General features: G+C 57.2%; 21 protein-coding genes. 11 read left to right on the forward strand and 10 right to left on the reverse strand.

The genetic code is table 11. The features are described 5' to 3' along the window. Nucleotides 1-68: 68 nt before the first annotated feature. Nucleotides 69-1,232, reverse strand: coding sequence for a D-alanyl-D-alanine carboxypeptidase family protein (locus F552_RS0116160; RefSeq protein WP_018152807.1), 1,164 nt, complete (start codon nucleotides 1,230-1,232; stop codon nucleotides 69-71). Nucleotides 1,233-1,363: 131 nt separating this feature from the next. Then, the gene (gene ilvA, locus F552_RS0116165; RefSeq protein WP_018152808.1) at nucleotides 1,364-2,869 is read right to left on the reverse strand and encodes a threonine ammonia-lyase, biosynthetic; all 1,506 of its coding nucleotides are present in this window, start codon (nucleotides 2,867-2,869) and stop codon (nucleotides 1,364-1,366) included. Between the two features lie 264 nt (nucleotides 2,870-3,133). Here ilvA and rpiA point away from each other — a divergent pair, with 264 nt between their 5' ends. From rpiA to corA, 4 genes are all read left to right on the forward strand, one after another. After that, nucleotides 3,134-3,817 (forward strand): ribose-5-phosphate isomerase RpiA, encoded by a 684-nt coding sequence (rpiA, locus tag F552_RS0116170; RefSeq protein ID WP_018152809.1) that lies wholly within the window; start codon nucleotides 3,134-3,136, stop codon nucleotides 3,815-3,817. Nucleotides 3,818-3,957: 140 nt separating this feature from the next. Beyond that, entirely contained in the window at nucleotides 3,958-4,668 is a 711-nt protein-coding gene (phoU, locus tag F552_RS0116175) for a phosphate signaling complex protein PhoU (RefSeq protein ID WP_018152810.1), read from the forward strand. A gap of 153 nt (nucleotides 4,669-4,821) precedes the next feature. After that, nucleotides 4,822-6,303 carry an exopolyphosphatase gene (gene ppx / locus F552_RS0116180; RefSeq protein WP_018152811.1) on the forward strand — a complete coding sequence of 494 codons (1,482 nt, stop codon included), beginning with the start codon at nucleotides 4,822-4,824 and terminating at the stop codon, nucleotides 6,301-6,303. Nucleotides 6,304-6,306: 3 nt separating this feature from the next. Then, nucleotides 6,307-7,371, forward strand: a complete 1,065-nt coding sequence (corA, locus tag F552_RS0116185; RefSeq protein ID WP_018152812.1) for a magnesium/cobalt transporter CorA — start codon at nucleotides 6,307-6,309, stop codon at nucleotides 7,369-7,371. A gap of 60 nt (nucleotides 7,372-7,431) precedes the next feature. Here the strand turns inward: corA and F552_RS0116190 are convergent, their stop codons facing one another. The 5 genes from F552_RS0116190 to F552_RS0116210 form a co-directional block, all read right to left on the reverse strand. Beyond that, nucleotides 7,432-11,070: a DUF2339 domain-containing protein gene (locus F552_RS0116190; RefSeq protein ID WP_026182815.1), complete on the reverse strand. Its 3,639-nt coding sequence runs from the start codon at nucleotides 11,068-11,070 to the stop codon at nucleotides 7,432-7,434. A 286-nt stretch (nucleotides 11,071-11,356) separates the two neighbouring features. Then, the gene (locus tag F552_RS0116195; RefSeq protein ID WP_018152814.1) at nucleotides 11,357-12,211 is read right to left on the reverse strand and encodes a transporter substrate-binding domain-containing protein; all 855 of its coding nucleotides are present in this window, start codon (nucleotides 12,209-12,211) and stop codon (nucleotides 11,357-11,359) included. 428 nt (nucleotides 12,212-12,639) lie between these two features. Next, nucleotides 12,640-12,966, reverse strand: coding sequence for an FKBP-type peptidyl-prolyl cis-trans isomerase (locus F552_RS0116200; RefSeq protein ID WP_026182817.1), 327 nt, complete (start codon nucleotides 12,964-12,966; stop codon nucleotides 12,640-12,642). Nucleotides 12,967-13,089: 123 nt separating this feature from the next. Continuing rightward, nucleotides 13,090-13,554 (reverse strand): hypothetical protein, encoded by a 465-nt coding sequence (locus F552_RS0116205; protein ID WP_018152816.1) that lies wholly within the window; start codon nucleotides 13,552-13,554, stop codon nucleotides 13,090-13,092. Between the two features lie 101 nt (nucleotides 13,555-13,655). After that, nucleotides 13,656-14,552, reverse strand: coding sequence for a LysR substrate-binding domain-containing protein (locus F552_RS0116210; RefSeq protein ID WP_018152817.1), 897 nt, complete (start codon nucleotides 14,550-14,552; stop codon nucleotides 13,656-13,658). A gap of 176 nt (nucleotides 14,553-14,728) precedes the next feature. On the opposite strand from F552_RS0116210, the gene F552_RS0116215 reads away from it, so the two are divergent. The 5 genes from F552_RS0116215 to F552_RS19645 all read left to right on the forward strand — a co-directional run bounded on the left by F552_RS0116215 (nucleotide 14,729) and on the right by F552_RS19645 (nucleotide 20,218). After that, nucleotides 14,729-15,892 carry a methionine aminotransferase gene (locus F552_RS0116215; protein WP_018152818.1) on the forward strand — a complete coding sequence of 388 codons (1,164 nt, stop codon included), beginning with the start codon at nucleotides 14,729-14,731 and terminating at the stop codon, nucleotides 15,890-15,892. 3 nt (nucleotides 15,893-15,895) lie between these two features. Further along, nucleotides 15,896-16,708, forward strand: coding sequence for a carbon-nitrogen hydrolase family protein (locus F552_RS0116220; RefSeq protein ID WP_018152819.1), 813 nt, complete (start codon nucleotides 15,896-15,898; stop codon nucleotides 16,706-16,708). 77 nt (nucleotides 16,709-16,785) lie between these two features. After that, entirely contained in the window at nucleotides 16,786-17,562 is a 777-nt protein-coding gene (locus tag F552_RS0116225) for an ABC transporter substrate-binding protein (RefSeq protein ID WP_018152820.1), read from the forward strand. Between the two features lie 74 nt (nucleotides 17,563-17,636). Further along, complete coding sequence (locus tag F552_RS0116230; RefSeq protein ID WP_018152821.1) at nucleotides 17,637-19,028, forward strand: FAD-binding oxidoreductase; 1,392 nt, start codon at nucleotides 17,637-17,639, stop codon at nucleotides 19,026-19,028. Then, entirely contained in the window at nucleotides 19,025-20,218 is a 1,194-nt protein-coding gene (locus tag F552_RS19645) for an alpha-hydroxy acid oxidase (RefSeq protein ID WP_018152822.1), read from the forward strand. The genes F552_RS0116230 and F552_RS19645 overlap by 4 nt, the downstream gene beginning before the upstream one ends. Here F552_RS19645 and F552_RS0116240 read toward each other — a convergent pair. Beyond that, complete coding sequence (locus tag F552_RS0116240) at nucleotides 20,215-20,697, reverse strand: Lrp/AsnC family transcriptional regulator (RefSeq protein ID WP_018152823.1); 483 nt, start codon at nucleotides 20,695-20,697, stop codon at nucleotides 20,215-20,217. The genes F552_RS19645 and F552_RS0116240 overlap by 4 nt on opposite strands. A 198-nt stretch (nucleotides 20,698-20,895) precedes the next feature. Here F552_RS0116240 and F552_RS0116245 point away from each other — a divergent pair, with 198 nt between their 5' ends. Together F552_RS0116245 and F552_RS0116250 are read left to right on the forward strand one after the other, a co-directional pair. Then, complete coding sequence (locus F552_RS0116245; protein WP_018152824.1) at nucleotides 20,896-21,924, forward strand: histone deacetylase family protein; 1,029 nt, start codon at nucleotides 20,896-20,898, stop codon at nucleotides 21,922-21,924. An 82-nt stretch (nucleotides 21,925-22,006) separates the two neighbouring features. Continuing rightward, nucleotides 22,007-23,137 (forward strand): branched-chain amino acid ABC transporter substrate-binding protein, encoded by a 1,131-nt coding sequence (locus tag F552_RS0116250; protein ID WP_018152825.1) that lies wholly within the window; start codon nucleotides 22,007-22,009, stop codon nucleotides 23,135-23,137. 78 nt (nucleotides 23,138-23,215) lie between these two features. Here the strand turns inward: F552_RS0116250 and F552_RS0116255 are convergent, their stop codons facing one another. Then, nucleotides 23,216-24,922 (reverse strand): C13 family peptidase, encoded by a 1,707-nt coding sequence (locus F552_RS0116255; RefSeq protein WP_018152826.1) that lies wholly within the window; start codon nucleotides 24,920-24,922, stop codon nucleotides 23,216-23,218. Between the two features lie 132 nt (nucleotides 24,923-25,054). Beyond that, nucleotides 25,055-25,861, reverse strand: a complete 807-nt coding sequence (locus tag F552_RS0116260) for a helix-turn-helix transcriptional regulator (RefSeq protein ID WP_026182820.1) — start codon at nucleotides 25,859-25,861, stop codon at nucleotides 25,055-25,057. Between the last annotated feature and the right edge of the window lie 107 nt (nucleotides 25,862-25,968).

Genomic DNA, 25,968 nt, shown 5'->3' on the forward strand with positions numbered 1-25,968 from the left:
GGCTTACCTTTTACGGCCCGGGCCGTGTTTTTGACCACGCCCGGGCTAACAAAAATCAAATCTACCGCTTATTCAAACCACAGCTTGACGGTGTCGCTCATGCGACCGAACACGCCTGCCTGGCTGACCTGCTTGAGGGCCACAATCGGGTAGGTACCCAGTGTCTGGCCGTCCAGCTTGAACGTCACCTGCCCGACCTTTTGCCCGCCCGTCACCGGCGCAATCAGCGGTTGCTGGGTAACCAGCTGGGCCTGCACGCGCTTGGCCGCCCCTTTGGGCAGGGTCATGTAAAAGTCCTGCAAGAACCCGACTGGCACCGTGGCATCGCTACCCTTCCAGACCTTGACGCTCTGCAAGGCCTGGCCTTTGCTGTACAGTTTTGGCGTATCAAAGAACTGCATGCCGTAGTTCAGCAGCTTCAGGCTTTCTGTCGCCCGTGCTTCTTCGTTGGCGGTGCCCAGCACCACGGACAACACGCGTCGGCCTTCACGGTGCATGGTACTGACCTGGCAGAAACCGGCACTGTCGGTATGGCCGGTTTTCATGCCGTCCACATCCGGAGAACGCCACAGCAACAAGTTGCGGTTAGGCTGCTTGATGCCGTGATAGGTGAATTCTTTCATGGAATAGATCGGAAAGAACTCCGGGAATTCACGGATGATGCGAGCCGCCAGAATCGACAGATCACGTGCCGTGGTGTAGTGGTTCGGGTCTGGCAAACCGGTGGCGTTCATATAGTGGGTATTTTTCATGCCCAGCTTTTGCGCCGTGTCATTCATCAGGTGGGCAAAGGTTTCTTCCGACCCGGCAATGGCTTCTGCCAGCGTAATGCAGGCATCGTTACCGCTCTGGACAATCATGCCCTTGATCAGGTCATCCACCCGTACCGGTTTGTTGGGCTCCACAAACATGCGCGAGCCTTCGGCCTTCCAGGCTTTTGGCGATGGAATCAGGGTCTGGTCCAGCTTCAGCTTGCCTTCGCGTACCGCGTGAAAAGTCAGGTAGGCGGTCATCAGCTTGGTCAGCGAGGCTGGCTCCACGCGCTTGTCCGGGTCAACGCTGGCCAGCGTGTTGCCACTGTAAAAATCGTTCAGGATGTAGGCCTTGCCGGCAATGGCCGGTGCGGGCGGTACAAACGGAGGGGCTGCCACAGCCGTCAGGCTGGTTGTCAGCACGCATAGGGCACCCAGTTGCAACAGGGCGCGGCGAATCGGGTTATTCAGTAACATCATGATAAGAATAGGGTTTCCGGATCAAATTCACAGAGGATTGTCAGCTTGCCCTGTATATATGGGCGGCCTTGGTTTTTTCGAGTGTACCGGCCAAGAAAAATTCCCGGCCGGCACCACATCAGTGTGTTAAATCAGCCTAGGAACAAGGTGTATGCCGGGTTCTGGGTTTCTTCGACAAATTCGTAGCCCAGATCATCCAGGAACCGCTGGAAATCGCTGGCGTCATTCTCCGGCACCTGAATGCCGATCAGCACCCGACCGTAATCGGCGCCATGGTTGCGGTAATGGAAGAGCGTGATATTCCAGCCGCGGCTCATGCTGTTCAGGAACCCCATCAGGGCACCCGGACGTTCCGGGAATTCAAAGCGCAACAGACGTTCGTGGCTGGCACTGGCGTGCCCGCCAACCAGATGGCGTACATGCAGCTTGGCCAGCTCGTTGTCGGTAAGGTCCAGCGTGGCATGGCCCGAATCCGACAGCTGCTGCACGATGGCAGACGCTTCGGCGCGATTTTGCACCTGTACGCCCACAAAAATATGCGCCTTCACCTTGTCGGAGTAGCGGTAGTTGAATTCGGTAATCGAACGGTTGCCGATCTGGGTCAGGAAATCCTTGAAGGCGCCCGGCTGTTCCGGAATGGTTACCGCAAACACAGCTTCACGCGATTCACCGATCTCGGAACGCTCGGCCACATGGCGCAGCCGGTCAAAGTTCATGTTGGCGCCAGAGGCAATGGCGACCAGCGTCTGCCCGGTTGCCCCGCTATCTTGCGCCCAACGTTTGGCTCCGGCAATCGCCAGTGCACCGGCAGGTTCCAGAATAGAGCGGGTGTCCTCGAACACGTCCTTGATGGCGGCACACATTTCATCGTTGGTCACGCGGATGACGCCATCCAGCAACTCTTTACACAGGTTAAAGGTGTGCTCGCCCACCAGTTTCACCGCCACGCCATCGGCAAACAGGCCGACATGCGGCAGCTTGACGCGCTCGCCTGCCTGAATGGACTGGTACATGGAGTCGGCCTCGAACGGCTCCACCCCATAGACCTTGATCCACGGTTTCAGGCGCTTTACATAGACGGCAATGCCGGAAGCCAGGCCACCACCGCCGATCGGCACGAAAATGGCATCGATATTCTTGCGCTGGCGCAGGATTTCCATGCCCACCGTGCCCTGCCCGGCAATCACGTACGGGTCATCATACGGCGGCACAAAGGTGGCGCCACGCTCTTTGGCCAGTTCCTGTGCGTACTGGTTGGTAATGTCGAAGTTCTCGCCGTGCAAAATCACGTCTGCGCCGCGCGCCTTGACCGAGTTCACCTTGATCTGCGGGGCAATGGCCGGCATGCAGATGGTGGCCTTGCAGCCCAGGGCCTTGGCCGCCATGGCCACCCCTTGTGCATGGTTGCCGGCAGAGGCGGTAATCACGCCACGGGCCAGTTCTTCCTGGCTTAGCACGGCCATGCGGGCGTAAGCACCACGGATCTTGAAGGAAAACACCGGTTGAATGTCTTCGCGCTTTAGCAGCAGCGTATTGCCAATTCGGCCTGAGAGGGCTTTGGCCTCTTCCAGCGGAGATTCAACGGCCACGTCATAGACGGGTGCGGTCAGGATATTTTCCAGATAATCGAACTTCATTTGGCCAACCAGAATTAAGAAATTAAGCTGCGGGATCAAACCGTTAGGATAACAGCCCGCGCGCCTTGGGGGAACCGGTTTCCGGGATTTATTACGCACACAAACAATCAGCCGGTCCGACAAAAAGCCGGGACATGGTTCGTCGATCTGCGGTTTTCGGAGTAAAATGGCGGTAAGTAAACGGCCGCCCTTCACCGGTCAGCCCCGCATTTTGACCCCCATGGATGCGCTATGGTGCCTCCATGTTCTTGATCAGGAACCATCATGTCTTTAAGCGTTGACCAGCAAAAACAGGCCGCAGCCCGCGCCGCTGCAGATTACATTGAAAACGACTGGGTCGTTGGGGTGGGTACCGGCTCGACCGCCAACTACTTTATTGATGCACTGGCCGATATCAAGCACAAGATTGATGGTGCCGTGGCCAGCTCCGAAGCCTCTGCCGCCCGTCTGAAAGCCCATGGTATTCGCGTGTTTGAACTGACGGCCATTGGTGACTTGCCGATTTATGTTGATGGTGCCGATGAAATCAACGCCAACCTGCAGATGATCAAAGGCGGTGGTGCAGCCCTGACCCGCGAGAAGATCGTGGCACAAACGGCCGAGAAATTCATTTGTATTGCAGATGCCAGCAAGCTGGTACGCGTACTGGGCGCGTTCCCGCTGCCGGTCGAAGTGATTCCGATGGCGCGCAGCCTGGTGGGCCGTGAAATGGTCAAGCTGGGCGGTCATCCAGCCTGGCGCGAAAATACCGTTACCGACAATGGCAACTGGATTATTGATGTCCATGGCCTGACCATTGACGAGCCCATCAAACTGGAAACTGCCATTAACCAGATTCCGGGCGTGGTCACCAACGGCATTTTTGCCCTGCGTCCGGCCGATATCCTGCTGCTGGGCACCGCTACTGGCGTAGAAACCCACCGCAATCCTGCTCCAGGCCGCAACTAAGCCTGATCATCCGCCTGTCGTCAGTCAGTCAGGCGGGCGGATGTCTTGTTTGCCACCTGTTTTCAGACTTGTCATCTTTCTGTCACATTCCCTCTATAGCATAGCGGGATTAGAACTTTAAGCTAGAAAAGGAGCGTGAGATGCCTGACCATACATCCCGCCAGTTTGACCAGGAATTGGAAAGCGTCCGCGGACGCGTGCTCGAAATGGGCGGCCTGGTAGAAGCACAGATTCGTGATGCCATCGACGGACTGGCCACCGCCAACCGTGAGCTACTCACCAAAGTCATCAATTCTGACCACCGCGTGAACTCGCTGGAAGTCATGGTAGACGAAGAATGTCAGCATATCATTGCTCGCCGCCAGCCGGCCGCCGGTGACATGCGCATGGTGTTTACCGTGATCAAGACCATTACCGATCTGGAACGGATCGGCGATGAAGCTGTGAAGATTGCCCGCATGAGCAGCAACCTGTTTGACGCCAACCGCGTACAGGTGCCGCGCTTTAACGAAATCAAGCACGCCGCCGAAGTGGCTATTTCCATGCTGCGCAAGGCACTGGATGCCTTTGCCCGTCTGGATGCGGTGCAAGCCGCCAGCGTGGTCAAGGACGACGTACAACTGGACGAGGAATACCATAGCGTCCTGCGCCAGCTGATTACCTACATGATGGAAGACCCGCGCACCATTTCCAGCTCGCTGGAAATCATCACCATCATCAAGTCCATCGAACGGATTGGCGACCACGCCAAGAACATGTCGGAATACGTTGTGTTCATGGTGAAAGGCAAAGATATCCGTCACCTGTCGCTGGCCGATGTCGAACGTGCCGCGATGAGCACGGATGAATAATCACGCCTGATGCCTGCCATCTGATCCTCATTTGCACATCCCTGCCGGACAAATCCGGCCTGCGGTTTGTACGCGGATGACGAAAAAACTTGTGTACCCCTTTATTTTGCGTCTAAATAAAGGGGTACATGTCATTTTACTGCCGGAGTTTATGTGAGTTTCGATACCATTGCTGCAATTGACCTTGGTTCCAACAGTTTCCGGCTGCAAGTGGCCCGGGTCGTGGACGACCAGATCTACCCGCTCGACTCCCTGAAAGACACGGTGCGTCTGGGGGCTGGCCTGAAAGAAGACGGCAGCCTGGATGCCCAGACCATCGAGCGTGCACTTAACTGTCTGAAACGGTTTGGCGAGCGTTTGCGTGACATTCCGCCGGAAGCCATCCGTGCCGTTGGCACCAATACCCTGCGCGTGGCCAAGAATGCCAACATTGTGCTACCAGCGGCAGAAGCGGCGCTGGGCGTGCCGATTGAAATCATTGCCGGGCGGGAAGAAGCCCGCCTGATCTATCTGGGCGCATCCCACTCCTTGCCGGCCACCAAAGAGCGGCGTCTGGTGGTCGATATCGGCGGTGGGTCTACCGAGTTCATCATCGGGTCACAATACAAGGCACTGAAGCTGGAAAGCCTGTTCATGGGCTGCGTCAGCTGGACCATGAAATTCTTCCCCGAAGGCAAGATCACCAAGAACAACCTGCAGTACGCCATTCTGGCGGCCCGTACCGAGCTGCAAAGCATCGTCACCGAATTCTGTCCGGACGAATGGCAGATTGCCATCGGCACATCAGGTACGGCCCGTTCGCTGTCCGACATTCTGGAACTGAATGACCTGTCACCCTCCGGTATCACGCTGGAAGGCCTGGAAAAACTCAAGGGCATTCTGATCAAGGCAGGCAGCATCGATAACCTGCAACTCAATGGCTTGCGCGCAGACCGTGCACCCGTATTGCCGGGCGGGTTTGCCATCATGTGTGCGGTGTTTGCCGAACTGGGCATCCAGCAGATGCAAATTACCCTGGGTGCGTTGCGCGACGGCGTGTTGTATGACCTGATCGGCCGCCATCACCACAAAGACATGCGTGATACCACCGTGACCCAGTTCAAGCGCCGCTACCATGTGGATGCCAAACAGGTCGAGCGGGTATCCTCCCTGTCGCTGAATTTGTTCAAGCAGCTGGAACAGTCCATGTCGCTCACCGATGAACATGCAGAGCAGGTGCTGCAGTGGTCAGCCAGACTGCATGAGATCGGCCTGTCGGTATCCCACACCGGGTATCACAAGCACAGCGCCTATATTCTGGAACATGCCGACATGCCCGGGTTTTCCCGGCCGGAGCAATTGCAGCTGGCGCAACTGGCTTTATCGCACCGCGGCAAGCTGGGCAAGCTGATGCATTTGCTGGCCCTGCCCGCGCGCCGGGCGCAAATTCTGGCCTTGCGGCTGGCGGTGCTGTTTCACCGCAGCCGGCGCGATATGGAGCTGCCGGCAACCGAACTGTCGGTGACCAAAAACGGCTTCAAGCTGGCCATCAGCACCGAATGGCTGGAGGCACATCCGCTCACCGCCACTGCCCTGAAACAGGAAAGTGCCGCCTGGGCAGACAGTGGTTTCAAACTCGAGATCATCGGCCAGTAAACCATGGCCAAGCGCACCAGAGCCAGCCGGCGAAAAAAACAGGGGCTGCCACCGGGCAGCCTGGTGCACGTCGGGCCGATTCGCAGCGCCCATACTTTGCTGGACTGGATCTGCTACAGCGATACGCATCTGGAACGGACCAGCCCGACGGCCGACACCCTGCCGCCCGTGGTCGTGCCCGGCCAGACCACCTGGCTCAACGTGTATGGCCTGCACGATACGGCAGCACTAGCGCAGATCGGGCAACATTACGGGCTGCACCCTCTGGTGCTGGAAGACATCCTCAACACCGAACAACGCCCCAAACTGGATATCTACAAGGATTATCTGTTTGTGGTGGCGCATCTGTTCTATCCGGACCACGAAGGTAAGCTGCAGCCTGAGCAGGTCAGTTTTGTTTTGGGCAAGGATTGGCTGCTGACATTTCAGGAGCGCAGTACCGGCCTGTTTGCCCATGTCAGGACCCGCTTACTGGCAGATCATTCGCAGCAACGCAAAGGCAAAGCGGATTACCTGATGTATGCGCTGCTGGATTCGCTGGTCGACCACCATTTTGCCCTGATCGAACAACTGGGCGACCGGATCGAGTTGCTGGAAGACCGCTTGCTGGACGAACGTCCCGGGCCGGAACAGCTGGCCTGTATCTACATCGAGAAACGCCAGATTGCCGGCCTGCGCCGCAACTTGTGGCCGCTACGCGAATGCCTTAACAGCCTGACCCGTGACGATGCCGATTTCTTTGAGGCAGAAACCCAGCTATACCTGCGCGATGTCTATGATCACGCCGTGCATGCGCTAGAATCGCTGGAAGCCTTGCGTGACCAGATTGCCGGCATGCTGGACATTTTTGTCTCTACCACCAGCAACCTGCTGAACCGCGACATGCGGGTACTTACCGTCATCACCACCATCTTCATGCCGCTGACCCTGCTCACCTCGCTCTACGGCATGAACTTCAAATACATGCCCGAGCTGGAATGGCACTGGGGCTACTTTGCCCTGCTGGGCGTCATGGCGGTACTAAGCATCGGCATGGGACTGTTTTTCTGGAAGCGGAAGTGGCTATAGCCTGAGCCAACAGATGGGTAGTGGGGGCAGAAATTCTTGCCCCTTTCTGGTGTAACCTGCCTACCTGCCGCACAGCATGCCTGTGCAGCGCAACGGATATGGCTGCAAGACCGTCAATGAGCCCGGAGGCCCGCCGCCAGAGTCTACCTGACCACCAGGATCAAGCAGCACATTCAAGCCAGACAGGCCGGAGATCGGCACTTTTACCGGTTTGTTGACCACATAGACCTTGAGTGACATGCCCCTGAGGTTTCCGCTTTCAAAAAATGCTGAATATGGCTGCAAGTCACTCTGTGTAGCCGTTCTGAGCACACCTTCCTGAAGCATCAGCATCATGCCTTCCTGGCCAGAGTAACCGGCCCCAGCCTCCTTGAACTGGAGCGCCGCAGCAGGGTCAACCCTGGTGTAAGCACTATTGGCAGCCAGGTCGCCAATATCCGTCCGGTTTGAATATGGTTTGTAGATAGCCTCTATGGTACGCCCTGTCAACTGGCTGATCGCCTGATTGGCATCGGCGTAACTTCTTTGATCTTGCAGATTAAAACTTTGCCCGCAACCACTCCCGTCCTGAGCGCCTTGCCGTAGTACCGGCACATCTGCTGGCAACCCGGTCACGAATGCCTTGTGGTAACCGGACAGAATCACCCCGGCAATCGAGGTTTCACCAGTAACGTGAATCATCCACACAGTAGGGTCATAGTTACCCAAGGCAAGCACCACCGACGATCCGGGCATATTGACGTAAACATCCTCCTGTCCCATGTCATGCCCGCTGGCCACTTCTTTGTATCCCACCAGTTTGCCTTTGTACTCCCCCACGGCGTACAAGCGATACGTGGCAGGCAATTTGTCTTTAAAGGTGGAGCAAGCCGTCACTACCTTTGGTGCGACAGTTGCCGCAGAAGCCGGTTCGGCAGGCTGGGGACTGGCCACTGTTTCTGGTTGGGGTGTAGCCGCAGCCTCGGTCTGGTTGTTGCCATTTTTCGCTGGCTCAGGCGCATACTCACGCAGCTTTTTGTGCGGAAAAAACACGTATAACGCGGTGGCAATCAAGGCAAGTAGCATCAACCCTTTAAACCCCTTGCCGGCATCCAGCTCACGGACCAGCGGCAATTCATCCGTTGGCGACGGTAACCTTAACTTTTGTGACAACGACTCCGACGCAACTTTGGTCGGATTAAGAGGGGGTATCTCGCCTTGCGTCTGCTCTACTGGAGGTACCGGTACAGCGGACTCCACAGCTGAAACAACCCCGGACGGTGCAGCGGGCGGAGGATTTGGCTCAGGCTCAGCCACGGGCACTAGCGTTGCTGAGGCCTGGTTTTGCGGTGTATTGATGGCCGCCACCATTTCTGGTGCCGATGTCGGTATGGATGCAGCGGCAATGGGCACTGTAATCCCGGGAGTCACGGGCACCACAGGGGCAGATACTTTTACTTTGGCTGGCGGGAACGGCACCAGCCAGGCCACTAGCATGAAAACCGCACCGGACAGCAGCAAGGCAAAGATGTTTCCCAGATTGCCGAAAGATCCAAAATCAAACAGCACCAGCTTGACGGCAGCCACCACCATCAGCAAGGTACCGGCACTCCAGCGACTGCGAAGCTGCTGCTTGCCGCCCGCGATGGCGAGAATGGCCCCAAAACCTACCCAGACAAAAGAAATTGCCGCCGGGAAAGGCAGATACTGCAAGTCTGCCAGCGTCTGTACCGACTTGCTTCCAAACAGTTTCAATAACCAGCCTTGCAGGGTCAATAACCCGAGGATATTGATCCATACCGTTTCTGCATGATGGTGAATGGTCGGGCGGATCACATACACGCAGTACGTCATCAGGAACAGTATCGAGATATCTAGCAGCGTACTCTCGAACGCGGAATGAATGCTGACGGTAGTATCAAATAGCTGGATGGCCCCCACCAGAATGGTGGCAATCAATGCCAGACTTTGTACCGCACTGACGTTTTCTCTGATCCAGTAATACGCAAGGATAAAGCTGACTTGTGCCGCCAGCACTATCAGCAGCAGCGGATAATACGGGTTAAAGTGCCAAAAGCTGCCTAACCACGGATACCATTGCACAGCGGCAAGTATTAATCCGTAACGGATAAAGGTCTGGTCTGCCTTTGTTGAGGCGTGTTCAACCTTGACCCAACCGAGCGTGATGACCCAGGCTATCAGGGAAAACCAAAATGCCTCGGTATCGGTAAATCTGAGCATGCCCACAAAGGCATTGGCTGCCAATCCAAGGTGTAGCATGACCAGCCATTGCGGCCGGTGGGGTTTGTTTCGGGTAAAAAACGGCACAATGCCCAGGGCAAGTATCAGCAGACACTGCAACACCTCCCGCCAGTATTTGAAATCGATACGAACCAGTTCGGCCAGTAGCGAGCCCACGACCCATACGCCACCCAATACGCGAGCGACCATACCCTGCGCTTGCCCGCGGGCACTGCCGATTCGGCCGGAAATGATCAATGCCACACCGATGATGAGGCGCTCGCCTAGCGCAGCATTCAGGAAACGGGGGGCATCACTCTGGTGCAGCAAATGATGCAGGATGCCAAATGTGCCAAACATGATGGCCAATGAGGCAATCAGTATTTCAAGCCTTTCCGGAATTTCCAGGCGCGGCGCCAGCCACTGGAACAGCAGCGTCGCGATGAGGCCGGCAATAAACCAGGGGACCGAATCCAGCCGAAGAATGACGGCCATGGACAGAAACACCAGACCGACAAACACATAGTGCATGCTGCCCGCTTTATACAGCCAGTGCTGCAGCATCGCCGCCAGGCACCACATGACGCCGAAAATGGCCAACCCTAGTGCCAGTTGGTGCAACTGGTCAAAGCTGATACCAAACATCAGGGCCGCAGCCGTCAATGGCAGACAAAGAAACATGCCCTGATCCAGATTGATTTCCCAGCGGTGTGCCTGACGCACCGGTTCTACAATCATCATGATCAGATGCTGCCCTACCAGAAGCAACAAAAAGGGCTGTACCACATGGAAATGAACCAGGGTATAGAATTGCTGCGTCCAGCCAAAGAACAACCCGCCGCCTAGCGTAAACAGATAGCTTAAATGGATCAGGGGGCGCCATCCTCTTGCCAGCACCATCAGGAAGGCAAGCAGGCTAATCGCCGAGTAATAACCTAGAACGGTAGCTGGCGCTGTAGTCTCTAGTGCAAAGCCCGGCGCGATATACGCACCCAGCATGGCCAGCACGGATAGTGTCAGCGATTTTTCGACCACGGCAACCCAGCCGGTCAGGCAGGCGACAATCGCCAGCAGCATCAGGGCCTGCATGGAAAGCAGATAGTGGAAAAACGCGAATGCACTGTAGGCTGTCAGATACGCCACACCCATGCTGCATCCGGCCAGGGCGAGCTGAACCGCCCGGTGTTTGCGCTGGTAGCGTAACCCCCATGAGGCACTGGCAAACGCCAGTGAGATGAATACCCCGGCACCGAGTTTCACTTCATTGGGTAGGTTGATGTTCAACAGCATGTAGCGGATCAGTGCACCAAACCCCATGATCAGCAGACCTGCCCCCAGTTTGGCGGGCCAATTGCCGCTCGTCATCCAGCCGAGCAGGCTGGTCAGGGACTGTTTCTTGATCAGGCTTTCGTCCGGTTGCTCGATTTTGGCGATCAGTACGTACAACACCAGTACAAGCAAGAAAAACAAAGAAGTCATGTGATAACCCATCGCCATGTATTTATTCGTCATGATTCTTATGTGATTGGGATATGCCGTCAAGCAATGAATTGTGATAAATGATGAATTGTTGACCCTGCCGGCTCTACAGAACTTATTGATTGATCTGTAGAAAACAAAAAGCCACCTCAAACAAGGTGGCCATGATGGTGCTGATCACTTCTGCCAGCCCTGCAGGGGCTGCTGTGGTTTCTGGATGATCAAGTCGTTGCTGCTTTCATTTTTCCAGGTAATCGGATGCCGCCAAAAATCGTTGCAAGTTTTCTTATGGCTGAAACAATTGCCCCCTTGCGTTGAGCGGGATACTAGACATTTTCAGTAAAGGATTTGCAAGCTCGATCACATGCCGCTGACCAAGATGTGAACGCTTGATAAATGGTCCGAGACGCGCCTGATACAAGGTCTCAAAGCTACCGTCAGCAATGGCCCTTTCCAGGCCTGACTGCAGGTCTTTGGCGAGTTGTGGCCGGCGTGGTGAGACAAAAAAGTATGCCGCGGCAGGGTAATGTATCGCGATGTGGTCATCTACAACGAATCCTGCTGTGGGGTGATTGGCAATGTCGTTCCAGATTTCCATGATTGACCGGGGAAAATAATCGAATCGACCAACCGACAGCATTGAAAACAGGGTTTCATAATCGCTGGAAGTTTGTACCGTCAAACCATTACTTCGCAGAATTTCTGTGTCTGGCCAGTCATGCCCCTGCCCCGCTTTTAAATGGCTCAGATCGGCAAGTCCAGTCACATCAGCCAGCAGATTCGCATGGTCAGCGCGCAATAGCGGGATACGCCAGCCCAGTAGTCCTTTATCGATCGGAATGGGGATAGGCAATAATTTACTCTCACGCTCATTGGTGGTCATGGACCATAGCACATCGATCTTTCCGGTCGGTGAGCTTGCATCCAGAATAGCCCGACCTTGCAGCATCGGATTTGCACCTGCCACAACCTCATAAGCTTTGCCGCTCTTTGCGAGCCCAAGCCGCAGCATGGCCAAAACGTAAGCCTCGTTAGGGTCATTTGCGCCGGGCAGCGTCGGGAAACGCACCAACTCCCCGGCTTGGCAACACATGCTTCCAATCATCAACAGGGTAATACTCACCCAGCGAAGAACGCCCATTCTCGGTCCTTTTGTCAGGTCAACATAATCATTCCGGCTTCTTGGCATGTACATTATACCGCGATGATCCGGAGCAGGATGAGGTTGGCGGCCTAATGAACAAACACTAAGGGCCACACAAAGAAACGGCACGTACAACACGTGAGCGTGTATCACTAGGGCAAGTCGTTGGCGTTGCGGTTTGGCAAGCCACCTTATGCGCGATATTGAGACGCGGAAGGATGCATCGGAAGACCATGGAAGCAGTGTAATTGCACCGGCAGGTCTGGGGAACTTATCCGGTTGCAAGCGGATATGGGGTAGATCTGAAGAGCGGGAATCTTGGGAGGCTAAACGCGGAACTGCCATCCGGCCAAACAGGTGGCGATTGCCCGCATGGCGCATAAAACGAGACAGCCATGCGGGTATTGACGATATCCGGGTAGCGCTTAGCCGACCTTGATCAGCTCGACTTCAAACACCAGTGTTGCGTTTGGCGGAATCACGCCGCCTGCGCCACGGGCGCCATAGCCCAGTTCTGCAGGGATGGTCAGTTTGCGGGTGCCGCCTTCTTTCATGCCTTGCACGCCCTGATCCCAGCCCTTGATGACATGACCAGCGCCCAGCGGGAAACTGAATGGCTGGTTACGGTCTTTGCTGGAATCAAACTTGCGGCCGTCGGTCAACCAGCCGGTGTAATGTACGGTCACGTGTTTGCCTGCAACGGCTTCTGCGCCTTCGCCTGTTTTTACGTCTTCAATGATCAAGTCTGCCACTGCAGTTCCTTTCGAGTTTGCTTGCCTGCGCATGGCCTGCATATCAGGCCGTGCTTCAAGCCGTCATCCTACCATCTGTTCAGGGTTTCTCAAGCGGTTTGTGCCTTGTGCGAGGCGTCCGGGTTACTCGGTGGCTTTTAGATCAATGCCTTCGATCTCTTGGACGATCGGCTTTTTATTGTCGCATCTGACAGTGGCGACCGGCTTTTGATTGATCTCCACGGCCACACCGGCCTCTATGGCGGGTTCCTGTGTGTCACCTTCCATCATCTTGTCGACGCTCCAGAAGACACTGTAGCGGGTGTTGCCATTGGGGACTTCGACAGAATAGGACATGGTCCGCCCGATGCCTTGCCATTGCGTGGTCGATGCGGCTTGCCTTGGTGCCTTGACGACGATTTCCGGTTTACTGTCCGGTTTGCCGAAGGAATAGTCGATGGTTTTGCCGGCGTCACAGACCTCAATGACTTTGCCTTTGGCTGTGGTACAGGAAAAAACGGTTTGGGTGCCTTTGCCGCATTCGGCCAACGCCAAGGACGGGGCCAGGCAACTGCCAACCAAGGTCAGCAACAGTAGGTTGTGTAACATGATGAGATCTCTTGTATGACGGCGGCCAGACACCGTGCCGGACCGCGCTCTGTAGTATGGTAGAAAATCCGGGGAATGCCAGGTCAGTCTGGCTAATTAGGTCAAGCGATGGCAGACGCATGGCGGGCAGTGCCTGCCGCCGTGAACCACTGCACAAAGTCGCCCAGCAGGGCTGGCGAAGTCGGCTGGGTATGGTGGGTCAGATAATAGGCGGCACCGGTCAGCACTGACTGTGGGAACGGGATGATCAGCCGCCCGGCTTTCAGGTCTTCTTCGATCAGCGTTCTGTCACCAATGGCAATGCCGAACCCCTGGATGGCGGCGCTAATGGCCAGGTCCATGGTATCGAAATGCTGGTTGCGACGCGCCGTCTGCTGTGGCGCGCCGACGGACTGGAACCACAGTTGCCAGTCTCGCTGGTCTCGCGTGGGGTGCAGTAGCGTGTACCCCGCGGCGGCGGCTGGCGAATCGAGCGGTTCTTTTAGCAGACCGGGGGCGCAGATCGGGATCAGTTCTTCATCAAACAGTTTGTACATATTGCTGCGGTCGGATGCATAGACGCCAAACAGAATGGCGGCATCGAAGGCTTCTACCATGAAATTCACGTGATGCTGGGTGGTGGTGGTCAGCTCGATCTGGATGTCTGGCCGGCCCTGCTCTAACTGCATCAGCTGCGGCAAGAGCCAGCGCATGGCGCAGGTCGGGGCTTTCAGGCGGATGGCCGGATGGGCATTGGTGACCTGCTCGGCGGCCTCCTGAATCTGGTCGAACGCCCCCTGAATGGCGGGGAGCAGGCTTTGCCCCTGCAAGGTCAGGTGCAGCCCCCGGGCATGGCGCAAAAATAGCGGAAAGCCGAAGTAGTCTTCCAGTGCGGCAATCTGGCGGCTGGCCGCGCCTTGCGTCACGCACAGTTCTTCGGCCGCCCGGGTCAGGTTCAAATGACGGGCGGTGACCACAAACACATGAAGCGCATTGAGCGGGGGGAGTCTTTTGGACATGGATCACCTTAAGGCATGGCCGTTCTGCATACGGTGCATGGCACGTGAAGCCATGCGTTTTTCTCATGCCTAGTATGACAACAATTCGATTGTGAAAGCAATGGGTACAGGGCTTAATGAGCAGCACGACAACGCACGTTTGCCTGACGGCAAGCGTCGAGAATGAGGCGACTACCATGCATACCCCCACCCTACGACCCGTATCCAAGCTCCCCGATGTGGGCACCAACATTTTTACCGTGATAGGCCAGCTGACCTATCAGCATCAGGCCATTAACCTGTCTCAGGGGGCGCCTAACTTCCCGTGCGACCCGAAACTGGTGGAACTGACCGCCGAGGCCATGCGCGCGGGTCATAACCAGTATGCACCGATGGCCGGTGTGCTGAGCCTGCGTGAAGCCCTGGCACACAAGGTAGAGACCCTGTACGGCCACACTTACCATTCCGGTGACGAAGTCACCATTACCGCCAGCGCCAGCGAAGGCCTGTATGCGTCGATCAGCGCACTGGTGCATGCGGGCGATGAAGTCATCTACTTTGAGCCGTCTTTTGACAGCTACGCGCCGATTGTCCGCCTGCAAGGTGCCAAGCCGGTGCCGCTGAAACTGACCCAGCCGGATTTCCGCATCGACTGGGACGAACTGCGCGACACCATCAATCCGAAAACCCGGATGATCATCATCAACACGCCGCACAACCCGAGTTCGCAGATACTGGATGCGGCGGATCTGGACCGGTTGGCCGAACTGACCCGTGACACCGACATCATCGTGTTGTCGGACGAAGTGTATGAACACATCGTTTTTGACGGCAACAAGCACCACGGCGTGGCCTCGCATCCGGAGCTGGCCCAGCGCAGCATCATGGTGTCTTCTTTTGGCAAGTCTTTCCATGTGACCGGCTGGCGCATTGGCTATTGTCTGGCACCTGCCGCGCTGACCGAAGAAATCCGCAAAGTGCACCAGTTCATGATGTTCTCTGCCGATACGCCGATGCAGCACGCACTGGCCACCTACATGCAGGACCCGTCCACCTACCTAGGGCTGTCTGACCTGTACCAGCAGAAACGCGACTTGCTGGTCAGCCTGCTACAGGATTCGCCTTTCGAACTGCTGCCCTGCGCCGGGTCGTTCTTCCTGCTGGCAAAGTTCGGGCATTTCAGCAGCTTGTCGGACAGCGACTTTGTCCAGCGCATGATTCGCGACTATCGCGTGTCGGCCATCCCGTTGTCGGCTTTTTATACCGATGGCACCGATAACCGGATTGTGCGTTTCTCGTTCTCCAAAGACGAGGCCACGCTGCGTGCCGCCGCAGAAGCCCTGTGCAGCATGAAAGGCTAAGCCATGATCCAGAAACGACACGGCCAGCTGGCCGCAGTACAAATGAACTCGGGCGACAGCCTGGATGAAAACCTGGCTACCGCCAGAGCCCTGGTACTGGACGCCGCCCGCGCCGGTGCCGACCTGGTGGTGTTGCCGGAATACTTTTACCTGATGGGCAAAACCGATGAAGAGCGGGTGCCGCTGGCCGAAGCCTGGGGCAGCGGTCGCGTACAGCGCTTTCTGTCTGGCCTGGCCAAAGAAGCCGGTGTCTGGCTGCTGGGCGGCACGGCGCCGATTGCCAGCCCGGACAGCAGCCGGATTTATAACAGCAGCCTGATGTACAATCCGGCCGGTGAATCCGTCGGCCGCTACGACAAGGTGCATCTGTTCGGCTTTCAGGACGTGAAAGATGCCTACGCCGAGGCCGACACCATGGCCCCCGGTACCACGATCCAGACCGTCGATACGCCGTTTGGTCCGTTGCGCTGCTCGGTCTGCTACGACCTGCGGTTTCCGGAGCTGTACCGCACAGCCCCTGCGCCGACGATCATTACCGTACCGGCAGCCTTTACCTACGTCACCGGGGAAGCCCATTGGGAAGTCCTGCTGCGGGCACGGGCCATCGAAAACCAGTGTTACGTGATTGCCGCCGCCCAGACCGGCATGCATCCGAATGACCGGCGCACCTATGGCCACAGCATGATCATCAACCCGTGGGGCGAGGTCTTGTCGGTACTGAAAGAAGGGACCGGCTTTACCATGGCACCGTTTGATGCCGACCTGCTGGACGATTTCCGTCGTAAATTGCCGGCGTTGCAGAACCGGGTGTTTTAATCCGGCCAACCGGTGATGTTGTACCCAGACATATCGCAAACATTGCAGCACATTGTTTTTAACAGGAGAGTGAAACCATGAAACGTTCGATCAAATTTGCCGCACTGGCTGTACTGGCTTCTCTGGGCGTGGCCCATGCAGAGAACACCCTGCGTTACGGTATCGAGGCCGAATACCCGCCGTTTGAATCCAAAAATGCAGCCGGCCAGCTGGAAGGCTTTGATATTGACCTGGGCAACGCCATCTGTGCCAAGGCCAAACTGAAATGTTCATGGGTCGAAAATGCCTTCGACAGCCTGATCCCTGCGCTGGAAGCGAAGAAATTCGACGCCATCAACTCTGCCATGAACGCCACCGACAAGCGTCGCGAAGCCATCGACTTTACCGATGTGATCTACCGCATTCCTACCCAGCTGATCGGTAAATCCGGCTCTGGCCTGCAACCAACCGCCGCCAGCCTGAAAGGCAAGAATATCGGCGTGTTGCAGGGTTCTATCCAGGAAACCTTTGCCAAGGCGCACTGGGAAGCCCATGGCGTGACCGTGACCCCGTACAAAGACCAGAACCAGGTGTATACCGATCTGGCCAGCGGCCGCCTGGATGGCACACTGGTGATGGCCGCCGCCGGTCAGGCGGGTTTCCTGAGCAAGCCGGAAGGCAAAGGCTTCGGCTTCCTGGGCGCAGCGGTCACTGACAACAAGATTCTGGGCAGCGGGATTGCCTTTGGTCTGCGCAAGGGTGACGAAGCCCTGAAAAAACAGCTGAACGCCGCGATTGCCAGCCTGAAGAAAGATGGCACCGTTGCCAAGTTGTCTAAAAAGTACTTTACCGGCTTTGATGTGACCGTGAAATAAGCTTCTCCTCGCTTATATCACACCCGCAGGCCACTCTTTGCAGTGGCCTGTTTTTTAAGTATGACAGGTGCCCCATGCCCATTTCCGCTACCCTTTTGTCCCAGATGCACGCCCTTGGCGCGCAGGTTGTCTGCACCGGTGACGACATCCCCGTGCATTACCACACGCCGTATGCCGAGCCTGCCGCGCCGCGCCCTGCGGCGCTGCTGCGGCCGACATCGGTAAAGATGGTGGCGGATATCTTGCGTCTGTGTCACCAGCACGGACAAGCGGTAGTGCCCCAGGGCGGGCTGACCGGCCTGGCGGCAGGCGCCGTTCCGCTGGGGGAAGAGGTGGTCCTGTCGCTGGAAAAACTGCAAGGCATCGAAGAGATTGACCCTGACGCCAGTACCATTACCGTACTGGCCGGGACACCACTGGAAGTCGTACAGCAGGCTGCCGAAGCCGCCGGGTTTACCCTTGGGCTGGATCTGGGTGCGCGTGGCAGTTGCCAGATTGGCGGCAACATCGCCACCAATGCCGGCGGTAACCGTGCCATCCGTTTTGGGGTGATGCGTGACCAGGTGCTGGGGCTGGAAGTGGTGCTGGCCGATGGCACGCTGGTGACCTCACTGAACAAAATGCTGAAAAACAACGCCGGCTATGACCTGAAACACCTGTTCATCGGCAGCGAAGGCACGCTGGGCATCATTACCCGGGCGGTGCTCAAATTGCACCCCAGGCTGGCGCCCCCCGTCACTGCGCTGTGTACCGTCGCCACGGATGCCGATGTCCTCGCGATCTGGCAACAGGCGCGTCGCCACCTGCCGGGCCTGATCAGCTTTGAAGTCATGTGGCCGGACTTCTATGCTTTCATGGCCAAGCACACACCGGGGCTGACAGCACCGCTGGCGGTCACGGACAGTTTTTATGTGCTGATCGAATGCGCGGTCACCGACGGCAGTCAGGACAATGACACCGTACAGCACGCCATGGAAACCCAGCTGGAACGCTGGATGGAAGCAGAGCGCGTCACCGATGGCGTACTGGCCGCATCTACCCAGCAAGCCAATACGCTGTGGAAAATCCGCGAAGGCTTGCCGATGGATGACCTGCCGCACCTGATCAATTTTGACGTCAGCCTGCCGATTGGCGCCATTGGTGCCTTTGCCGCCACTTGTCGGCAGCAGCTACTGGCCCGCTGGCCGGCCGCCATTGCCCTGTTTTTTGGGCATCTGGGCGACAGTAACCTGCACATTGGCATCTCGTTAAACGACCCGGCCAATGCAGAGACCGCGGCGGTCGAAGCACTGGTGTACGCGCTGGTACAGCAATATCAGGGCACCATCTCGGCCGAGCACGGCATTGGCGTGCACAAGAAACCCTACCTGTCCCTCAGCCGCACGCCAGAAGAACTGGCCCTGATGCGCCTGTTAAAGCAGACCATGGACCCCAAAGGCATCCTGAACCCGGGCAAAGTATTATGAAACGCCAATTGTATAACGGCCGCCACTTGGCCCGCGCCGCCGCCATCGAAGACCTGGCCGCCATGGCCCGCCAGCGGCTGCCGCATTTTGCCTGGGAATACCTGGCCAGCGGGGCGGAAGACGAATATACCCAGCAGCAAAACCGGCATGCTTTTGAACGCATCCGCTTGCTGCCCGATACCCTTAACGATGTCTCCAGCCGCAGCCTGCACAGCGAACTATGGGGACAGCCGTTGGCCGCGCCGGTTGCCATCGGACCGACCGGTTTTAACGGCATGCTCTGGCATCAGGCCGATATCTCGCTGGCCAAAGCCGCGGCGGCCCATGGCATCCCGTTTTGTCTGGCGACCCTGTCCAACAGCCGGATGGAAGACGTGGCCGAAGCAATCCGTGCCTACCCGCAGGCGCAGCTGTGGCTGCAACTGTACATGTTCCGGGACCGCGGCTGCACCCAGACCCTGTTGGCTCGGGCACGTGCAGCGGGGATCCGGACACTGCTCCTGACCACGGATGCCGTAGTGTATGGCAACCGCAACTGGGAGGCCCGCAATTACCGTGGCTTCAAGCAACCGGACCTGCGCAACCTGCTGCAGACCGCCACTTGCTGGCGCTGGTTATGGCAGGTGTATCGCCACGGGCTGCCACGGTTTGCCAATCTGGACGAATTCATCGGTCGGCAGGCGGATGCACTCAAGGCCGCCAGCTGGATCGAATCGCAAATGGATACTTCGCTCAACTGGCGCGACCTAGGCTGGCTGCGGCAACAGTGGGACGGCCAGCTGGTGCTCAAAGGCGTCATGCATGCAGCAGACGCACAAAAGGCCGTGGAGCATGGCGTGGATGCCATTGTGGTGACCAACCATGGCGGGCGGCAGCTGGATGGCACGGCGGCCAGCATTGAGGTGCTTCCCGCCATTGCAGATGCGGTCAAGCACAAGACCACCATCTTGCTGGACTCGGGCATTCGCCGCGGGATGGACATCCTGAAGGCTCGCCGGCTGGGCGCAGATGCAGTGTTACTGGGACGTGCCACTCTGTTTGGGGTGGCCGCAGGGGGCGAGGCTGGTGCCAACCGGGCGCTGGACATTCTGCTGCACGAACTGGATAACGGCCTGGCTCAGCTGGGTTTGCAAAACCTGTCGCAACTGGCGCGCACACACATCAGCTACGCCGGCAAATCCCCTCGTTAGCGCAGGGGCAAGCGGCTGGAGGACTTGATTTCGCGCATGGCCAGGCTGGAGTGGATCAGGCTGATGCCGTGCATGGCGCGCAAGACATTCTCGACAAAATCGCTGTAGGCATCCAGGTCGGTCGCCACCACCTGCAACAGATAATCGGCATTGCCGGTAATCTTGTGGCAGGACAAGACTTCCGGGTACGCCTGAATCACTTCTTCAAAGCGCTGGATGGACGCATCCGTCACCATGCCGAAGGTCACCTGCACAAAAGCCAGAATGCTCAGCCCCAGCTTGCGCCGGTCCAGATTGGCCTGATACCCGGTGATATAGCCTTCATCTTCCAGCCGCTTCAAGCGACGCCAGCACGGCGTCACGCTCAACGACACGTGCTCGGCCAGTTTCGGGTTCGACAGGCTGCCGTCCTGCTGCAACAGGCGCAGCATGGTGCGGTCGGTGTCGTCCAGCCCTGCTCTGGGTAATTTCTCGCTCACACCATCCTCCGGTTTACTTATCCGTATTAATACGTAAAAACCTATTCTCATCATCAAAACAGCATGAACAATCTAATTAAATCACAAAAACGATACGATCTTTCCAAAATAAGCGCATTCATTAAACCATAAAGCAAAATAAATCCTGCCGGTGACGCCTACAATATTTCCATATTCACCCCCCGTCAGGACGACCGCATGCTCACCATCTACAGTGACAAACACCGCTTGCACCATGGCACCGAATTAAAAGATGGTGTGCTCAAACCCTGCTTCGAGATGCCCGGACGGGCCGATACCGTACTGCAACGCATCCGGACCGTCGGACTGGGGGAGGTGATAGCGCCGGATCATTTCGATGTATCCGCTTACGCCCGGGTGCACAGCGAACGCTATGTACGTTTTCTGCAGCAAGCCTGGGCCAACTGGCAAGCCATGGGTCGCCAGCACGATGCCCTGCCCTTGACCTGGCCGGTCCGCGACATGCGTACCGACATCGAACCGATACACATCGACGGCAAGCTGGGCTTTTATGCCATGGATGCCGGCGTACCTATTACCGCCGGCACCTGGGAAGCCGTCAGCACCAGCGCAGACCTGGCGCTGACCGGCATGTCGCGCATCAATGCGGGGGCGAATGCTGCATTTGCCCTGTGCCGCCCGCCGGGCCATCACGCCGCGACTGAATACATGGGCGGCTACTGCTACCTGAACAATGCCGCCATTGCGGCACAAGGGTTTATCGACCGCGGCGCCAAGCGGGTAGCGGTACTGGACGTGGACTACCACCATGGCAACGGCACCCAGACCATTTTCTACGATCGCAGCGACGTGATGTTCATCTCGCTGCACGGCGACCCGTTGCATTCCTACCCCTACTTTCTGGGTCACAAGGACGAACAGGGTCGCGGCGAAGGACTTGGCTTCAACCATAACTACCCGTTGCCCCATGGCACCGACTGGGCCAGCTATCAGCCCGCCCTGCAAGCCGCTTGCCGGCAGCTGATCGACTACGCCCCCGACGCACTGGTGGTATCGCTGGGCGTCGATACCTTCAAGGATGACCCGATCAGCCAGTTCCGGCTAGATAACGAGGACTACCTGCACATGGGCGCGTTGCTGGCCTCGGTTGGCAAACCGACCCTGTTTGTCATGGAAGGCGGCTACATGGTGGACGACATCGGCATCAATGCCGTGAATGTCCTGCAAGGATTCGAAGGCAGCTAAGGCTAATCCCCCTTTATCTGCCGCGAAAAGGGCCCGCCACTTGGCTGGCCAGTGTGTGTCATCGTCTCAATGAGGAGTGAGTATGAAAACTGTTGTTAGCGCGTCAGCCCTGCTGGCATCCTTGGTGGCGGCCAGCTTTGCTCATGCCGATGTCGAAGTCAAGGTAGGCCAGGTCAGCCCGATGTCCGGCCCGATTGCCCATCTGGGTAAAGACAACGAAGCCGGCGCCATTCTGGCGGTAGAAGATGCCAATGCCAAAAAACTGAAGATTGGCGGTCAGGTAGTCAAGTTTGTGCTGGTGTCCGAAGACGATGCCGGTGACCCGAAAACCGCCACCGTGGTGGCCCAGAAGCTGATCGATGCCAAGGTCGTGGGTGTGATTGGTCACCTGAACTCCGGCACCTCCATTCCGGCCTCCCGCCTGTATAGCGATGCCGGCATTCCGCAGATTACCCCGTCTGCCACCAACCCGAAATACACCGCGCAAGGCTTCAAAACCACCTTCCGTGTGGTCGCCAATGACATTCAGCAAGGCGGCGCCATGGGCCAGTTTGCCATGAAAAACCTCAAGGCCAAGACCGTTGCCATCATCGATGACCGCACCGCCTACGGCCAGGGGCTGGCGGACCAGGTCGAAGCCCGTGTGAAATCGCTGGGTGGCAAGGTCGTGGCCCGTGAATACGGCACCGACAAAACCACCGACTGGATGTCGGTACTGACCTCGGTCAAATCCCACAATCCGGACGTGGTGGTGTACGGTGGCATGGACGCGACCGCTGGGCCGCTGCTGCAGCAAATGCGCCGTCTGGGGCTGAAGTCCGGCTTTATCGTGGGGGATGGCGCGTGCGATCCAGAGATGATCAAGCTGGCCGGTAACGGCATGGATGACAAAGCCTATTGCACCATCGCCGGTGTGCCGCGTGACAAAATGCCAAAGGGCAAGGAGTTCTACGCCCGCTTCAAGAAACGCTTTGGCATGGATGTGCAGACCTATTCACCGTACGAATACGATGCCATGACCGCGCTGATCACCGCCATGCAAAAGGCCGATTCGACCGACCCGAAAGTGTTCCTGCCCACGCTGGCCAGCATCAAGATCCCGGGTGTGACCGGCATCATCCAGTTCACCCCGGCTGGGGACATCCAGAACGGTTCGGTCACCGTGAACCAGTTTGACAAAACCGACTGGAAAACCGTCGCCGTGGTGCATTAACCCGCTGTCATCCTGTACCGTCTCTCTTCTCAAGGCATGCTCAGGCAACTGGCATGCCTCTTTTTTTACCCCCGCGTTTCAGGGCAGTTGCGCCCGCCATTTTTTCAGATAGGCCCCGATGGCTTTACCCTCGTAGAGCTGCGGTTCAGACGCTAACATGGGGGCATCCGCTGCGGCCTCTTGCCCGTCTTGTGCGGGGTCAGCGGTTTTCTGGTCTTTGGTTTCCCACTGGCTGATCAGTTGCGTGGCATGGTGGAAAGCCTCAACAAACCCGGTTTGACGATTGAGCGACTCCTTAAAGTACGCTTTGCCAAAGTAGGTAAAATCGTTTTCATCGGCACACCCGAAGGAAGTCCGGTCTTTGCGGGCCGCCGTCATGATCAGGGTATGATCATCTTTCAGCTGGTCGATAAACCCGCCCGAATAACACGCTGAAATCACCAATACCTTCCAGCGAATGCCCGTTTTGCGAAGCATGCCGGACAAGTCTCGCGCAGAGACGCCTTGCAGGTCCATATGCGGCTGATCCAGGCTAAACACATGCTCGCGCGACCCATGGCTGGTCATGAACAGAAACAGAACGTCTTTGCGCTTGTCCATGCGGCGGGCAATGGTATTCAGGCTCTGCTGCAAACTGGTCAGGGTCGCCATGGGCTGATCCTGCAGCGTGTTGCGGCTATTGATTAGCGAGATGGCTCGTCCTTTGGTGGCAAACTGGGACTCGAACTGTCGGCGGACAAAATTCACTTCTCGGTGAAAGACTTCTTGTGTGCCATTGCCGGCCACCCCCAGCCAGTACATATTGATGCGAGCAGGGTCCGACGGGCGGATATTGGCCAGCGTGCTGTCCAGCATTTGCTGCTGTTTGTAGATGGCCGTTTCCATCCGCAGCAAGTCGCGGGCCTCTTTTTTCCGGTCTACAAACTCCCCATAAGACCACTCGCCTTCCTGCACACGGGTTCCGTCGGCCAGCGGTTTGGCGTACACCATTTTGCCCTTGCCATTGATCTCGCCAAAGCGGAATTCGCCGGTGTACACATCGCCATTGGCAAAGGTTTTGCTGCCTTGCCCCTGGATTTGGTTATTCTCAAAATTGCCTTCGAAATGACTGCCGTCCTTGTTCACCAGCTTGCCCGGTCCGTTCAGACGGGAGGCTTTGAAAGTACCCGTCAGCTCGCCCCCGGGAAAGGTGATCTTGCCGGGCCCATCCAGTTGCCAGTTCACGAACGAGCCGCTGTACTCGATATCGGCATTCTCGTGAAACGTCCCCTGTCCGGTAAACTGATTGTTAGCAAAGTCACCTTCATAGACGCCGCCTTTTTCAGACACGTAACGTCCCTTGCCCTGAAACTTTTGACGAGCAAACTCACCCTCGTAGCGATAGCTGCCTGGCACCGTCAAAATGCCATGCCCGTCCATGAAACCCGCCTTGAAGCCCCCCTCATAGTGCCCGCCCTCTTCTAGGTCGTAGATGCCATGACCCTCCCAGCGCCCGTTAACAAAATCACCGCTATAAACCAGCCGCCCGTCCCGGTAATAATGACCTTTGCCATTCGCCACCCCATTCGCGAACTGCCCCTGAAACATCTCGCCACTATCGAATACCAGCAAGCCGTCGCCCTGCAAACGCCCATGCGACAACGGCCCGTAATATTTACCGCCATCGGTCGTCAATGCATCTGGGGCTCGGGAGGGTGGAACGGGAACGTCGGCAAACAGGCGGGAGGCACTGAACAGCATCAGCAGGCTCAGCGGCACAACAGACCAGCGATGAATAGGACTCATGGTATGACCCTGGAAGGGATTGCAAATTGTCACGTCATGAAAACATCATAGCAGTAGAAATGACAATGTCAAAAATGGCAGGCAGGTAAATGCATCTACCGCGGTGCCATGGCAATCACATCCGTCGCCAGGTCAATGCGACTTCTGCTCATCCATCAGCTCTGCAATAAAGCAGCTGAACAGGTCGGTATGGCTGGCAATCCCCAGTTTGGTATACAGCTTGCGCTTGTGGGTCTTCACCGTTTCGGGGGATATGCTGAGCTGTTGCGCCACTGCTTTGCTGGAGTAACCGCGCAAGGTGAGACGGGCGATTTCGGCTTCGCGTTCGGACAATTTGCCGCCGCCGAACTGCTCCAGCGTGCGACCGATCTGGTCTTCCAGCCCGCCGGTGTCCGTCGGGGATGGCTGATCCTGGCTGATTTGCCAGTGACGTTTCATGGCCGACAGTACCCAGCAACTGACCGTCTGTAGCCGCCCCAGTGCCAGGGCATCAAACGGCTGCAGGGCGCCCAGCGACAGGGATAGGGCGCTGTCTTCGCCAATCGGCAGGATGAACTGCACTTCGTCCTGTCCGACTTCCAGACTGAAGTAGCTTTGATAGTATTCGCTGCTGCGGAACAGGTCTGGCGCAATCTGCTCCAGCACGTAAAAACCGCGCTCGGCACCTTCACGCACGGTTTGGTAAAACGGGTCTAACAGGTACATGCCCCGGCAGTAATGCGGGACAGGTGAATCGTGCTGCAACGGGCCGGCAAAGGTACATTCTTCCAGCGCCACCGGGGGCGCGGCTTTCCACATGCGCACTGCCAGCGCGTTATCCAGCGGCGCCAGCTGGCGTAGCGCCAGCACCAGCGCCCGCCAGAAACGATGGGTACCCAGCTGGTCAAACACACTTCCCAGCGCCTGGTGCAGCTGCATTTCCTTCAGTAAGGCTTCCACGACTCCCCCATATGGGTCACCCCATCACGGTGATTAGGCAAACGGTTTTTTTAACTTACACTAAGTTCCGCAACTCTGGCCAGAGTCCTTTTGCACCGATACATTTT

Source organism: Leeia oryzae DSM 17879 (assembly GCF_000376945.1).
GTDB lineage: Bacteria > Pseudomonadota > Gammaproteobacteria > Burkholderiales > Leeiaceae > Leeia > Leeia oryzae.